The sequence below is a fragment of the Microbacterium sp. ARD32 genome, from assembly GCF_031844385.1.
Taxonomy (GTDB): Bacteria; Actinomycetota; Actinomycetes; order Actinomycetales; family Microbacteriaceae; genus Microbacterium.
In genome coordinates this window covers 268,662-281,899 of the sequence record NZ_JAUZVD010000003.1, presented here as the reverse complement: position 1 = coordinate 281,899, position 13,238 = coordinate 268,662, and the positions used below count along the sequence as shown (strand labels likewise).

The following is a 13,238-nucleotide window of genomic DNA, read 5'->3' as shown; positions in this document are numbered from 1 at the left end:
CGGCCTTCCCGAACACACCATGACGCAGGGCTCGGATTCCGTCACCCGCTGGTGGCGGCGGATCAGCCTGCGCGCGAAGGTGACCGGAGTCACGGTCGCCGTCCTCGCCCTGGGCCTGGTGATCGCCGGGATCGGCACCGTGCCGATCCTGCGCGGCGCGATGATCAACAACATCAACCAGCAGCTGCCGTCGCTGGCGACCACCGGTCAGGCCGAGCGCTTCTTCGACGTCTCCGTCGCCGACGGCGAGCTCGCCTTCGAGCCGCGGGAGGATGCCCCGACCAGGGCGGACTTCGTGGTGGCCTTCTACACGACGGCGGGCGACCCGATCGCGCAGGCCGGCGGGCAGAGCGTGGAGGACCGGCCGCGGTTCCCCGCCACGCTCAGCCTGCAGTCCGCGCAGGCGATGGGCGATGCCACCCTCGCGCTGACCACGGCGACCGGGCAGTCGTACACCGCGGCCGCATCCACGCAGTCGCTGCAGAAGATCGCCGGCGTCACCTACGTGCAGATGGTGGCGCTTCCCCTGGAGGAGGCCGACAAGATCGTCGCCACGTACTTCGCGGTGTACACCACCGTGGCGCTGGTGACGATCCTGCTCGCTGCTCTGCTGATCCGGGGTCTGGTCACCCTGACGTTCCGCCGGCTCAGTCACGTCGAGTCCACGGCGATGGCGATCGCCGCGGGCGACTTCAGTCAGCGCCTCACCGATCTCGAGCCCACCACCGAGGTCGGGCGCCTGAACTCCGCCATCAACACGATGCTCGACCGTGTGGACCGCTCACTCGCGCAGCGGGACCGCACGGTGCAGAACATGCGACGCTTCATCGGCGACGCCAGCCACGAGCTGCGCACGCCGCTGGTCAGTGTGCGCGGCTACGCGGAGCTGTACCGGATGGGGGCGATCAGCGGCGAGGAGGACACCGCCCGCGCCATGGAGCGCATCGAGAAGGAGGCGATCCGGATGGGGGTCCTCGTCGAGGACCTGCTCGCGCTCGCGCGCCTGGACGAGGATCGCGAGAAGCAGCTCGAGATCGTGCCGATCGACCTTCGCCCTGTGGCCAGGGACGCCGCTCTCGACCTGCGCGTGGCCTCCCCCGGACGGACGATCTCCGTGATCGACACCACCGCCGACGCACAGGATCCGCCGCGCCTGCGTCCGGCGCCCTCCCTCGGCACCGCCGCGGCGCCGAACCCGCCGTCCGCCCGTGCCACCGGTCCTCTGAGCCGCCTGCGCCGGCGCGGGAGGCCGGCGCCGGTGGTGCCGTCGATCGACTTCACCGAGGCCACTGACGCGCCGGTCCGCACTCCCCCGATCGTGCTCGGTGAGGAGAACAAGGTGCGTCAGGTCGTCACGAACCTGCTCGGCAACGCCCGGCGGTTCTCGCCCCCCGACGGCCCGATCGAGATCGTCGTCGGCGCGGACCGGCGCCGTGGCGTGGGCACGATCGCCGTCGTGGACCACGGTGAGGGCATCCCGCCGCAGATCCGCGAGCACATCTTCGAGCGCTTCTGGCGCGCCGACACCTCTCGCGCCCGCGAGACCGGCGGAGCGGGCCTGGGTCTGGCGATCGTGGCGTCGATCGTGGAGACGCTGCACGGCTCGGTGCACGTGGACGAGACACCCGGCGGCGGGGCGACGTTCGTCGTCTCCCTGCCCCTGGCTCCCGCGCAGTCGACGCCCGAGCATCTGCTGGAGGAGACGCAGCCGCTGGACCGGCTCGACCTCTGACGCCACTCCTGTGCACAGGTCGGCATTCGGCCGAGTTGTCCACAGCGGCCGGGATTCCGGCATTCGGGCCCTGCGCCCCGCTCGTAGAGTCGGAGACCCGTCGAGAGGAGAACCCATGTCCGTCTACACCGTCGACACCGACGCGGTCCATGCCGCCAACGGTGCCACCCGCGCCACCATGGAACGGCTGCAGAGCGAGTCCACCGCCCTGATGGCCCAGCTGACCCAGCTGCAGTCGTCGTGGACCGGCTCCGCGTCGCTGGCCTTCCAGCAGTGCAGCGAGCAGTGGCGCGGAGCGCAGCTGCACGTCGAGCAGGTGCTGTCCTCCATCAGCACCGCGCTGGGCTCGGCCGCCAGCCAGTACGCGGATGCGGATCAGTACTCCGCGAGTCTGTTCCGCTGAGCGGATGCGCAGAACGCCCCCTGCCGAAGCAGGGGGCGTTCTGTCTGAGATGGGCGGCTCGATGCGGGCACAGGGTTTCGACTCGCTGCGCTCGCTCAACCTCGACATGCCCTGGGCTCAACGCGACTGCGTCGCATTGAGCCCAGTCATGTCAGAAGTCCATGCCGCCGGTCGGGTCGGCCGGAGCGGCCGGTGCCTTCTCGGGCTTGTCGGCGACGACCGCCTCAGTGGTGAGGAACAGGCCGGCGATCGAGGCCGCGTTCTGCAGCGCCGAGCGGGTGACCTTGGCCGGGTCGATGATGCCCTGTGCGAACATGTCGCCGTACTCGCCGGTCGCGGCGTTCAGGCCCTGGCCCGCGGGGAGCTCGGCGACCTTGTGCGCGACCACGCCGGCCTCCAGGCCCGCGTTGATGGCGATCTGCTTCAGCGGAGCCTCGGTGGCGACGCGAACGATGTTCGCACCGGTGGCCTCGTCGCCCTCGAGCTGAAGGCTGTCGAGCACCTTGGCCGACTGCAGCAGCGCGACACCACCACCGGGGACGATGCCCTCCTCGACGGCCGCCTTCGCGTTGCGGACGGCGTCCTCGATGCGGTGCTTGCGCTCCTTGAGCTCGACCTCGGTGGCCGCGCCCGCCTTGATGACGGCCACGCCGCCGGCGAGCTTGGCGAGGCGCTCCTGCAGCTTCTCGCGGTCGTAGTCGCTGTCGGTGTTCTCGATCTCACGACGGATCTGGGTCACGCGGCCCTCGATGGCGGACTGCTCGCCCGCACCCTCGACGATCGTGGTCTCGTCCTTGGTGACGATGACCTTGCGTGCACGGCCCAGCAGGTCGAGGGTCGTGTTCTCGAGCTTGAGACCGACCTCCTCGGTGATGACCTGGCCGCCGGTGAGGATCGCGATGTCCTGCAGCTGCGCCTTGCGGCGGTCGCCGAAGCCGGGAGCCTTGACGGCGACCGACTTGAAGATGCCGCGGATCTTGTTCAGCACGAGCGTCGCGAGAGCCTCGCCCTCGACGTCCTCGGCGATGATGACGAGCTCCTTGCCATCCTGGATCACCTTGTCGACGACCGGCAGCAGGTCCTTGATGTTGCCGATCTTCTGGTTGGCGATGAGGATGTACGGGTCCTCGAAGACAGCCTCCTGGCGCTCCGGGTCCGTGACGAAGTAGGGGTTCAGGTAGCCCTTGTCGAAGCGCATGCCCTCGGTGAGCTCGAGCTCGGTGCCGAAGGTCTGCGACTCCTCGACGGTGACGACGCCCTCCTTGCCGACCTTGTCGATCGCCTCGGCGATCAGCTCGCCGATCTCGTTGTCGGCGGCCGAGATCGAGGCGGTGGCCGCGATCTGCTCCTTCGACTCGATCTCCTTGGCGCTGCCGAGCAGGTCCTCGGTGATCGCCGCGACGGCCTTCTCGATGCCGCGCTTGAGCGAGATGGGGTCGGCGCCGGCGGCGACGTTGCGCAGGCCCTCGCGGACCAGCGCCTGCGCCAGGACGGTCGCGGTGGTGGTGCCGTCTCCGGCGACGTCGTCGGTCTTCTTGGCGACCTCCTTGACGAGCTCCGCACCGATCTTCTCGTACGGGTCGTCGAGCTCGATCTCCTTGGCGATCGACACACCGTCGTTCGTGATCGTGGGGGCGCCCCACTTCTTCTCGAGCACGACGTTGCGACCGCGGGGGCCGAGGGTCACCTTGACGGCGTCGGCCAGGATGTTCAGGCCGCGCTCGAGGCCGCGGCGGGCCTCCTCATCGAAAGCGATGATCTTTGCCATGAGTCTTTCGTCCCTCCCGGACGTAGGCGATGAATTTAGCACTCAGGGTGATCGAGTGCTAACACCCAGTCTGGCACTCGACCCATGAGAGTGCAAGCCGTGCGGAGCACGCGTTCGCCCAGCGAGGATCAGCTCGCAGGCGTCTCCTCGCCGTCGCCGGGTGCGGGACTGGTGGTGCCCAGGTGGTCCGTGCCGATCACGACCGTCAGCTGCGGCTCGCCGGTGGCATCCATCGATGCGTAGTGATCGCTCTGCTCGACGCGGGCGCCGTCCAGCACGTCTGCCACGCCGAGCGCCGCCGCCTCGTCGGCCTTCTCGACGTAGAACACGGTGGTCTCGTCGAACGGGGAGGTGGAGCCGTCGCTGCCGAACACGTCGCTCGCGGCCCACCCCTGGTCGATCAGCTCCTGGCGCACGGTGGCGACCACGCCGGTCTGAGGCGTCGCGTTGAGGATGAGCACCCGGTAAGAGGTGTCGATCTTCGCGAGCACGCCGGGGGTCTGAGGCGCTTCCGGATCAGCCGCGCCGAACAGGTCGATGCGCCCCATCAGCACCATGGAGACGAAGATCCCGATGACGACGAGCACCAGCGCGACCGCCGCGGACCACAGCAGTGCGATCGGGCCGTTGATGCCGGGCTGCTCGGCGCGGTGCGCGCCGACGCGCCCGGAGGCGCGAGGGACGTCGTCGAATCGATCGTGGGGGGTCTTCAGCACCCCACGATGCTATCGGCCGAACTCCGGGAAACCGCTGGGGCGGGGCCTCTCAGCCGGCGAATCCGCGCATCCGCGTCGCGCGCTGCCGGCCGCGCGCGTCTCTCAGCCGTCGCAGTCGCCGCACCAGCAGCGGATCGAACTCCAGCGCCTGCTCGGTGTCGATCAGCCGGCCGAGCAGCTGGTAGTACCTGGCAGGACTCATGCCCAGCTGCGTGCGGATCGTCTCCTCCTTCATGCCGCCGTGGCGCGGCCATGCCGCCTCCAGCGTCAGGATCGCGCGATCGCGATCGGAGAGTTCCCCGAGCATGGCATCAGGCTATCCGCGCGGCGACGGTTCGCCCGCACGCCACTCCCACCAGCGGCCGAGCGGATCGGCATCCGCCACCTGCACGCCGTCGAGACCGACCGCGAACGCCTCCTCGGGTCCGGACCAACCCTCATGCAGCCGCACCGGATCGATCGTCACCCAGCGGGCGCCGGAGGAGCGGATGCCCGCGATCATCCGCTCTCGCGCCGCCCGCGGCAGATGGACCAGCACGCCGGGGGTGGTGATCACCGGAGTCGTCCCGGCGGGCACCGTGGCGAGGAGCTCGTCCAGTGCGTTCACGGCGTCGCCGGTCAGCAGCAGCGGCGGATCGGATGCCACGATGCCCGCGGCCGCGGAGATGCGGGCTGCCCGCTCGTGCTCCCCCGGCCAGATCTGCGCGTCGATCCAGGCTCGGTGCCCGCCGTCCCTGACATCGAGCGGCGCGAGGTCGACGCCGGCGCGCCGGATGACCCGGGGAACCCGCAGCGGCGGCAGGGCACCGCGCACGGTGCTGGTCAGGACCACGCGGGACGGGCCGTCCACGGGGTCCAGGCGCGCCCGCTCCACGCCATCGGCCGCGATGAAGCGGTAGGAGTACCGGTCGGGGTATAGGCAGAGCCCCGCCGCGGCACCGAGCTCCAGCAGCGCGATCGGCCCGTCGATCCGGCTGAGCGCGGGCAGCAGCGCGGCCAGGCGCAGCGGCTCGTTCGCCTGCACTATGCGACGCTCGCATTCCGCGACGACCTCGTCCGCCCGGGCGAGCACGAACTCGCGCCATTCCGGGTAGCCGCCCACGGGCGCGCCGAGCAGACGCGTCACCGCGAACACGAGCGGCGGCTGCCGATGCGCGGGCGGGATGCGCGCGAGCACGACCCGCACCTCGGCATCCGCCGCGACTCCCGCCGCCCATTCCGCGTACACCGCGCTGCGGCCGGGGGCCTCCCGGCTGGCGAAGCGGTCGAAGCGCTCGCGCACGGCATCCGTCATCCCGCCATTCTTCCAGCCGGCTCCGATCGTCTTCCCGCCGGCCCGCACCGTCCCGCGACGGGGGAGAATGGATGCATGTCCTACAGCGTGAACAAGACCGAGGCCGAGTGGCGCGAAGAGCTCGGCGATGACCAGTACGCGGTGCTGCGCACGGCCGCGACCGAGCGCCCGTGGACCGGCGAGCTGCTCGACGAGAAGCGCGACGGGCTCTACCACTGCGGCGCGTGCGGAGCGGAGCTGTTCCGCAGCGGCACGAAGTTCGACTCCGGCTGCGGGTGGCCGAGCTTCTACGAGTCGGTGCGTCCGGAGGCCGTGGAGCTGATCGAGGACACCAGCCTGGGCATGACGCGCACCGAGGTGCGCTGCGCGGCCTGCGGCTCGCACCTGGGCCACGTCTTCCCGGACGGGTTCGGCACGCCCACCGGTGACCGCTACTGCATGAACTCGCTGGCGCTGACGTTCGATCCCGACGAGTCGTGAGCGCCCTCGAGGCCGTCCTGCGCCGCACCTCCTGGTCGAAGGTCACCGAAGACGCTCCGACGCGCGAGCAGCTGCTGCCGCTGATCGAGGCCGCAGGCCGGGTGGCCGATCACTCGTCGCTGCGGCCGTGGCGGCTGATCGAGCTGCGCGGCGACGACCGGCTCGCACTCGGCGCCGCCATCGCGAAGGCGAACGGCGACGACGAGCCGTCGGGCAAGCCACTGCGCGCTTCGCTGCTGATCGGCGTGGTCGTGTCGTATCGCAGGAGCGAGAAGGTGCCGCGCTGGGAGCAGGAGGCGGTGGCCTCCGGAGTCGCGCACACGCTGAGCCTGCTGCTGGACGAAGCCGGGTGGGGCGTGATCTGGCGCACCGGCGGGTACACCCGGTCACGTGCCGTCGCCGCAGCGCACGGGCTGGCGGAGAACGAGCAGCTGCTGGGCTGGCTCTACGTCGGAGGAAAGCCGGAGGGGAAGGATGCCGGTCGGCGCGCTCCCGTCGACGCGGATGCGCTGCTGACACGGATGCCGCAGCGCGGCGAGCGCTGAATCGGCCTGACCGATGTCGGGGCCCGCGAGTACGCTCTGAGCATGTGCGCGAGCTACGGACTCGATCCCCGCTTCACCGACGCCGAGCTGCTGGCCGAGGCCGACGAGGCCGTCCTGGAAGGGCTGCGCTCCTGGGCGGAGGCCAATGCCGGCGAGACCCTGCGCCCCACCGGCAGGAACCTGCGCAACCTGAACCCGCTGGTGACCGCGTCGGAGGGCGTGCCGACGCTGGAGCGGGCGTGGTGGGGCTACCTCGTCGACGGGGCGCCGGCCCGGTTCCCGTCGATCAACACGCGCTCCGAGCGCCTGCAGGACCGGCCCGGGGGTCTGCGCAACCGCGCGATCGTACCGACCACCGGCTGGTTCGAGCTGCAGAAGCCGGAGCGCATCTGGCATGAGTTCGGGTTCGGGGGCGGCACGCTGTTCGGCATGGCCGCCGTCACGCAGCGCGGCCGCACGCCCGACGGCGAGTGGACCACCTGCTACTCGATCGTGATGCGTCCCGCGCCCGCGCACCTGGTGGCTCTGCACGATCGCGTGCCGATGCTCGTGCCCGCCGACTTCGCCTCGGACTGGCTGGGCGGTGATCCCGGACGCGAGCTCGTCGACGAGGCGCTGCTGGCCGCGGCATCCCTCGACGAACGACTCACGGCGCGGGCGCGTCCGGACGACCGCGGCGACGGAATGCTCTTCTAGAGGCGGAGCCTCCTGCCGGACTCGAACCGGCCACCTGCGGTTTACAAGGCCGCTGCTCTACCAGATGAGCTAAGGAGGCGAAGACGGCCGAAGCCGCTCACAAGCATAGCGAGCGGCGGGGCGTCGCTCGAACGTCAGGATGCGGGCGTGGCCGGTGCCGTAGGGGTGTCCGTCGGCGCGGGCGTGGCAGGCGGCGTCGGCGTCGGGATCGGATCCGCCTCGCCGTAGTACTCGTCGTTCGAGGTGGTGAGCACGAACTGGGCGAACTCAGCCGGATCGTTCAGCGCGCCGACGTACGCCTCTCCCCCGACGACCACGAGAGCCTCGTTGTTGAGCTTGAGGTCCTTGGAGCCGGGAAGCGGCCCGGCGAGCGCGCGCGCGGTGGCGTCCTTGGCCCAGCTGACGAAGTCCTGGCCCTCGATGCAGGAGCGCACCCGCTTGGCGTCGTGCACTCCCACGGCGACCGCGAGGTCGGCCAGTTCCACGTTGCTGCGTCCGTCGCTGTCGATCTTGGGCTGATCGGTGAGCAGCTCGTGGTTGTAGTCGAAGAACTGCTCCGGCGAGTAGGTGACCACGCAGGCCGCGGCGGATGCGGCGCGCAGCGAGTACTTGGTGCCGTTCGAGCTCGCCGTCAGCAGCGCGACGGGGTGGTAGGTGACCGTGACAGCCCCCTGATCGATCCAGCCGGCCAGCTGCCGGGCGTTCGCCTTCTCGAACTCCGAGGCGCCCGCCGACAGGTAATCGACGTAGATGTGGATCTCGGTGGGGCTCGCCGCCTCCTGCGTGCCCTCGGGTGCCGGCGTGGTGGCCGCTGCGGTCGGCGATGGCGACGGGGTCTGATCGGGTGAGACTCCGGTGGAGCCGGCGGCGAGGGTGACATCGCTGACGGTCACGCCGTCGCCGGTCATGCCGCTCGGGCTGAGCTCGGGCTCGGACATCGACGAGCTGACGGCGAACGCCACGGCCGTGCCGATCGATCCGACGGCGACCACGGCGACGAGTCCGATGATCACGCGTCGCATCACGCGCGCTCGCGACTGCCTCGCGTGCACTCGCTGGGCCTTCTCCCGCGCGGCCTCGCGTGAGTTGCGGGCGGCAGGGACGTTCGGCGTTTCGTCGCTCGACATCGTTCCTCTTGAAAGTTCGGGTGGGACGGGTGATCCCGCTGCCGTCACGGGTGCGGCACCGCGTTCGATGTTAACGAGGCAGTCTGGGAAATACCCAGACGCCCCCGCTCGTGCAATACTGATCTCGACCCGATGGCGGGTCACGGCGGGCCCGGTCCGCCGCTTCCATTCACGACGGATCGTCCGGCACGTACCTGCCGGTGAAGGAGAGACAATGGCAACCGTTACGTTCGACGAGGCCACCCGCATCTACCCGGGAGGCACCCGTCCCGCGGTCGACAAGCTGAACATCGAGATCGCCGACGGCGAGTTCCTCGTTCTCGTCGGCCCGTCCGGCTGCGGAAAGTCCACCTCGCTGCGCATGCTCGCCGGCCTCGAAGAGGTCAACGCCGGCCGCATCCTCATCGGCGACCGCGACGTCACCGACGTGCCGCCGAAGGACCGCGACATCGCGATGGTCTTCCAGAACTACGCGCTGTACCCTCACATGACCGTCGCCGAGAACATGGGCTTCGCTCTGAAGATCGCCGGTGTCGGCAAGGAGGAGCGCGCCCAGCGCGTGCTCGAGGCCGCCAAGCTCCTCGACCTCGAGGAGTACCTCAACCGCAAGCCGAAGGCGCTCTCGGGCGGTCAGCGTCAGCGCGTCGCCATGGGTCGCGCCATCGTGCGTCAGCCGCAGGTGTTCCTCATGGACGAGCCGCTGTCGAACCTCGACGCGAAGCTGCGCGTGCAGACCCGTACGCAGATCGCGTCGCTGCAGCGTCGCCTGGGCGTCACGACCGTGTACGTCACCCACGACCAGACCGAGGCGCTGACGATGGGCGACCGCATCGCGGTGCTCAAGGACGGCCTGCTGCAGCAGGTCGGCTCGCCGCGGGAGCTGTACGAGACCCCGAGCAACGTGTTCGTCGCCGGCTTCATCGGCTCGCCCGCGATGAACCTGTTCGAGGCGTCGCTCGGCGAGGGCGGCGTGCAGTTCGGCACGAAGCTCGTCCCGACCGAGACCGCGGCCGTCGCGAAGGCCAAGGGCAACTCGGTCACCGTCGGCATCCGCCCCGAGGACATCGTCGTCGCGCCCGAGGACGGCCAGGGTCTGTCGGTGACCGTCGACCTCGTCGAGGAGCTCGGCGCCGACGGCTACCTGTACGGTCACACCGACATCAACGGCAAGCGCACCGACCTCGTCGCTCGCGTCGACGGCCGTCGTCACCCGAACGCGGGCGAGACCGTCGTCCTGGCGCCGATCGCCGGCCACGTGCACCTGTTCGACCTCGAGTCGGGCGAGCGGCTGAACGAGAAGCCGATCGTCTCGGCCTGATCTCCGACGCAACGGCGCGGGTCGACCTTCCGGGTCGCCCGCGCCGTTGCGTTTCCGGGGCGGTGCGCTCACCGGCATCCGCTCCCCGTCATCCCGCGGAGGACGCATGAAGAAGCAGTCGCTGCGCATCAGCGCGCGCTCGGTCGATCCCGGCCTGCTGGGACTGCCGTGGGGGACGCCGCTGGGCAGGTGGCCGTCCGACCGCATCGTCTCGCTCCCGAAGGGCCTGTCGCGGCATCTGGTGCGCTTCGCGGACCTGTCCGGTCGCGTGGTGGCGGTCAAGGAGACCACCGAGCAGATGGCGCAGCGCGAGTACGAGATGCTCGGCAGCCTGGCGAAGCTGGACGTGCCCTGCGTCGATCGCGTCGCGGTGATCGCCGGGAGGGTGGATGCCGATGGCCGAGAGCTGCCCGCGGCCCTGGTGACCTCGCACCTGCGCTTCTCGATGCCCTACCGCGCGCTGTTCACGCAGGTGCTGCGCCCCGACACCGCCGATCGGCTCGTGGACGCGCTGGCGCTGCTGATGGTGCGGCTGCACAACGTCGGCTTCTACTGGGGTGATGTCTCGCTGTCGAACGCGCTGTTCCGTCGCGACGCGGGCGCCTTCGCCGCCTATCTGGTGGATGCCGAGACCGGCGAGCTGCACGAGGAGGGCCTCACCGACGGCCAGCGCAGCTACGACCTGGAGCTGGCGCGCACCAACATCGCCGGCGAGATCATGGACCTGGCCGCGGGCGGGCGGCTGGAGCGCGGCGTCGACGCCCTGGAGATCGCGGACGGCATCGTCTCGTCGTACCGGTCGCTGTGGACCGCGCTCACCGATGAGGAGTCCTTCGGCGTGGACGAGGCGTGGCGGATCACCGAGCGGGTTCGCCGGCTGAACGCGCTCGGCTTCGACATCGATGAGATGTCCATCGTCACGACGCCGGACGGCACGGCCGTGCGCATCCAGCCGAAGGTGGTGGATGCCGGACATCACCAGCGGCGACTGCTGCGCCTGACCGGCCTGGACGTCGAGGAGAACCAGGCCCGCCGGCTGCTGAACGACCTGGACGAGTTCCGGGTGCGCTCCAAGAAGGATCTCGACGACGAGGAGATCCACGCCCACGAATGGCTGACGCGCGTGTTCGAGCCCGTGGTGCGGGCGATCCCCTACGACCTTCGGGCGAAGCTCGAACCCGCCGAGGTGTATCACCAGGTGCTGGAGCACCGGTGGTACCTGTCGCAGGCGCAGGGTCGCTCGGTGCCTCTGGCAGAGGTGCTGACCAGCTACATCAACGACGTGCTGCGGCACCGCCGCGACGAGGCGACCATCATGGGCCCGCCGACGGAGACCATGAGCCTGCCGGTCGTCACCGGCGCGGTGGATCTCTCCGAGGACACCGCCGCGATCGACTGGCGCGACCTGGTGTGATCCCCACGCCCTCCTTCTCACGGAGGCCGGTGCGAGAACGCCGGGGATCAGTAGCCGACGGTGAAGCGCTCGCGGTGGTGCTTCGGGTGCTCGATCTCGTCGACCACTGCGATCGCGAAGTCCGCCCCCGAGATCGTCGAGCTGCCGTCCTCAGCGCGCACCAGCACGTCGCCGCCGTCGCGGTAGCGACCGGTGCGCTCCCCCTCGGCCCAGGGTCCGAAGACCTCGGCCGGGTGGATGAAGAACCAGTCCAGCTCGGCACCGATCGCCTGCAGCAGCTCGAGCGAGTCGATGCCCACCTGCGCCTCGTGCCGGTACTCCTCGGGGAAGTCCTGGTCGAACAGACGCGGGCCGCCCGGTGTCACCAGGCTGCCGCCCGCGCCGCCGACGACGCCGAGGCGGGTCGAGGTGCCCGAGAGCTTCGCGATCAGCTCGCGGAGCGCACCGAGCACCTCGTCGGTCATGTCGCCCCGCGGCGAGAGGGCCGAGACCACGGCATCCGCGCCGTCGAAGACGCCGCCCAGCGCGTCGAGGTCGAGCACCGAACCCTGCACGTACTGCACGCCGTCGAGGGGTGAGCCGGGTGCCGTGCGCGAGATCACCACGACCTCGTTGCCGCGCGCTACCGCCTCGCGCGCGATGTGCGTGCCGGCGTACCCGGTTCCTCCGATGACGACGATGCGTGCCATGTGCGTTCCTTCCGTGTCGGGACGATCATTCAGGGACAAGCGCGGGCGCCGGCACGATATTCCCGGATGGCCTCAGTCCTGCAGCCCGTCCGTGACGTCGGCCTGCTCCGAGACGAGGTCCACTCCGGCACCGCGGGCGACCGTGCGCAGCAGCGTCGCGAAGTCCTCGGTGGTGTTGCCGGCGCCGACCTCCTGCGCGACGATCTGCCGGGTGGCCGACGCGATCGGCATCGGCACGCCCAGGGTGTGCGCGGCATCCAGACCCAGATCGAAGTCCTTCTGCAGCAGCGGCATGGTGAAGGTGGCCGTGAAGTCCAGGTTCACGAACGCGGGCGTCTTGTATCCGGTGAACACCGACCCCATCACGGAGTCGTTCAGGAACGAGAGGAACGCCTCGCGCGAGACCCCGCCCTTCTGCGCGAGCACGGTGATCTCGGCCAGCGACTGGGTCACGACGCCGAGGAAGACGTTGTGCGCGATCTTCACCAGCCGCGCGACCTCGCCCTCGCCGACGTAGGTGACCCCGCGACCGAAGTGCTCGATCAGCGGCCGCACCTCGTCGAAGGTCTCCCTCGGTCCCGAGACGGCGACCGTGAGCTTGCCGGCGGCGATCACGGACGGGTTGCCGGACACCGGGGTGGCCAGGAACGCGGTGCCGCGCTCGGCGGCGGCGGCGCGCATGCGCTCGCTGGTGCCCACCGAGACCGTCGACACGTCCGCGATGATGCGGGGCGCCGTCTCGGCGGTGAGCAGACCCCCCTCCCCGACGAGCACGGACTCGAGGTCCTTGTCGGCAGACACCATGCTGAAGACGATGTCGCGTCCGGCGAGCTCGGCGGGGCGCTCCGCGTAGCTCGCACCGGCGTCGATCAGCGGCTGCACCTTCGCCGCCGTGCGGTTGTAGACGGCGACGTCGTAACCGGCCGCCAGGAGGCGCTGCACGAGCTGCGCCCCCATCCGGCCTGCACCGATCCAGCCGATCGTGGGGGTGTTCTGGGAGGTCATGTCGATCTTCCTTCGTTTCTTCGGATCGGACGCGCGCACACCGCGCATCCC

The 13,238-nt window shown here is 70.2% G+C and carries 14 protein-coding genes and 1 tRNA gene; 7 read left to right on the top strand and 8 right to left on the bottom strand.

Annotated elements, in window-relative coordinates:
• Nucleotides 1–19: 19 nt before the first annotated feature.
• Together Q9R19_RS13015 and Q9R19_RS13010 are read left to right on the top strand one after the other, a co-directional pair.
• The gene (locus tag Q9R19_RS13015; protein WP_311256820.1) at nucleotides 20–1,732 is read left to right on the top strand and encodes a HAMP domain-containing sensor histidine kinase; all 1,713 of its coding nucleotides are present in this window, start codon (nucleotides 20–22) and stop codon (nucleotides 1,730–1,732) included.
• A gap of 115 nt (nucleotides 1,733–1,847) precedes the next feature.
• Nucleotides 1,848–2,135, top strand: coding sequence for a WXG100 family type VII secretion target (locus Q9R19_RS13010; protein ID WP_311256819.1), 288 nt, complete (start codon nucleotides 1,848–1,850; stop codon nucleotides 2,133–2,135).
• 151 nt (nucleotides 2,136–2,286) lie between these two features.
• Here Q9R19_RS13010 and groL read toward each other — a convergent pair whose 3' ends face one another.
• From groL to Q9R19_RS12990, 4 genes are all read right to left on the bottom strand, one after another.
• Nucleotides 2,287–3,903, bottom strand: a complete 1,617-nt coding sequence (gene groL, locus Q9R19_RS13005) for a chaperonin GroEL (protein WP_311256818.1) — start codon at nucleotides 3,901–3,903, stop codon at nucleotides 2,287–2,289.
• A 128-nt stretch (nucleotides 3,904–4,031) separates the two neighbouring features.
• Nucleotides 4,032–4,619: a LytR C-terminal domain-containing protein gene (locus tag Q9R19_RS13000; protein WP_311256817.1), complete on the bottom strand. Its 588-nt coding sequence runs from the start codon at nucleotides 4,617–4,619 to the stop codon at nucleotides 4,032–4,034.
• A gap of 49 nt (nucleotides 4,620–4,668) precedes the next feature.
• On the bottom strand, nucleotides 4,669–4,926 hold the full coding sequence (locus tag Q9R19_RS12995; protein WP_311256816.1) for a DUF3263 domain-containing protein: 258 nt from the start codon (nucleotides 4,924–4,926) through the stop codon (nucleotides 4,669–4,671).
• 9 nt (nucleotides 4,927–4,935) lie between these two features.
• Nucleotides 4,936–5,913: a DUF2332 domain-containing protein gene (locus Q9R19_RS12990; RefSeq protein WP_311256815.1), complete on the bottom strand. Its 978-nt coding sequence runs from the start codon at nucleotides 5,911–5,913 to the stop codon at nucleotides 4,936–4,938.
• 75 nt (nucleotides 5,914–5,988) lie between these two features.
• On the opposite strand from Q9R19_RS12990, the gene msrB reads away from it, so the two are divergent.
• The 3 genes from msrB to Q9R19_RS12975 are packed head-to-tail and all read left to right on the top strand — an operon-like array spanning nucleotide 5,989 to nucleotide 7,634.
• Nucleotides 5,989–6,393: a peptide-methionine (R)-S-oxide reductase MsrB gene (gene msrB, locus Q9R19_RS12985; RefSeq protein ID WP_311256814.1), complete on the top strand. Its 405-nt coding sequence runs from the start codon at nucleotides 5,989–5,991 to the stop codon at nucleotides 6,391–6,393.
• On the top strand, nucleotides 6,390–6,938 hold the full coding sequence (locus tag Q9R19_RS12980; protein WP_311256813.1) for a nitroreductase family protein: 549 nt from the start codon (nucleotides 6,390–6,392) through the stop codon (nucleotides 6,936–6,938). Before msrB ends, Q9R19_RS12980 begins: the two co-directional genes overlap by 4 nt.
• A gap of 42 nt (nucleotides 6,939–6,980) precedes the next feature.
• Nucleotides 6,981–7,634 carry an SOS response-associated peptidase family protein gene (locus Q9R19_RS12975; protein WP_311256812.1) on the top strand — a complete coding sequence of 218 codons (654 nt, stop codon included), beginning with the start codon at nucleotides 6,981–6,983 and terminating at the stop codon, nucleotides 7,632–7,634.
• Between the two features lie 6 nt (nucleotides 7,635–7,640).
• Here the strand turns inward: Q9R19_RS12975 and Q9R19_RS12970 are convergent.
• Together Q9R19_RS12970 and Q9R19_RS12965 are read right to left on the bottom strand one after the other, a co-directional pair.
• Nucleotides 7,641–7,713, bottom strand: a tRNA-Thr gene (locus tag Q9R19_RS12970).
• Between the two features lie 55 nt (nucleotides 7,714–7,768).
• Nucleotides 7,769–8,761, bottom strand: coding sequence for a thioredoxin domain-containing protein (locus Q9R19_RS12965; RefSeq protein WP_311256811.1), 993 nt, complete (start codon nucleotides 8,759–8,761; stop codon nucleotides 7,769–7,771).
• Between the two features lie 214 nt (nucleotides 8,762–8,975).
• Between Q9R19_RS12965 and Q9R19_RS12960 the strand changes: the two genes are divergently transcribed.
• The gene (locus tag Q9R19_RS12960; RefSeq protein ID WP_311256810.1) at nucleotides 8,976–10,079 is read left to right on the top strand and encodes a sn-glycerol-3-phosphate ABC transporter ATP-binding protein UgpC; all 1,104 of its coding nucleotides are present in this window, start codon (nucleotides 8,976–8,978) and stop codon (nucleotides 10,077–10,079) included.
• A gap of 106 nt (nucleotides 10,080–10,185) precedes the next feature.
• On the top strand, nucleotides 10,186–11,493 hold the full coding sequence (locus tag Q9R19_RS12955; protein ID WP_311256809.1) for a DUF4032 domain-containing protein: 1,308 nt from the start codon (nucleotides 10,186–10,188) through the stop codon (nucleotides 11,491–11,493).
• A 47-nt stretch (nucleotides 11,494–11,540) separates the two neighbouring features.
• Here Q9R19_RS12955 and Q9R19_RS12950 read toward each other — a convergent pair whose 3' ends face one another.
• The gene (locus tag Q9R19_RS12950; protein WP_311256808.1) at nucleotides 11,541–12,182 is read right to left on the bottom strand and encodes an NAD(P)H-binding protein; all 642 of its coding nucleotides are present in this window, start codon (nucleotides 12,180–12,182) and stop codon (nucleotides 11,541–11,543) included.
• Nucleotides 12,183–12,254: 72 nt separating this feature from the next.
• The gene (locus Q9R19_RS12945) at nucleotides 12,255–13,235 is read right to left on the bottom strand and encodes an NAD(P)-dependent oxidoreductase (protein ID WP_311256807.1); all 981 of its coding nucleotides are present in this window, start codon (nucleotides 13,233–13,235) and stop codon (nucleotides 12,255–12,257) included.
• Nucleotides 13,236–13,238: the final 3 nt, after the last annotated feature.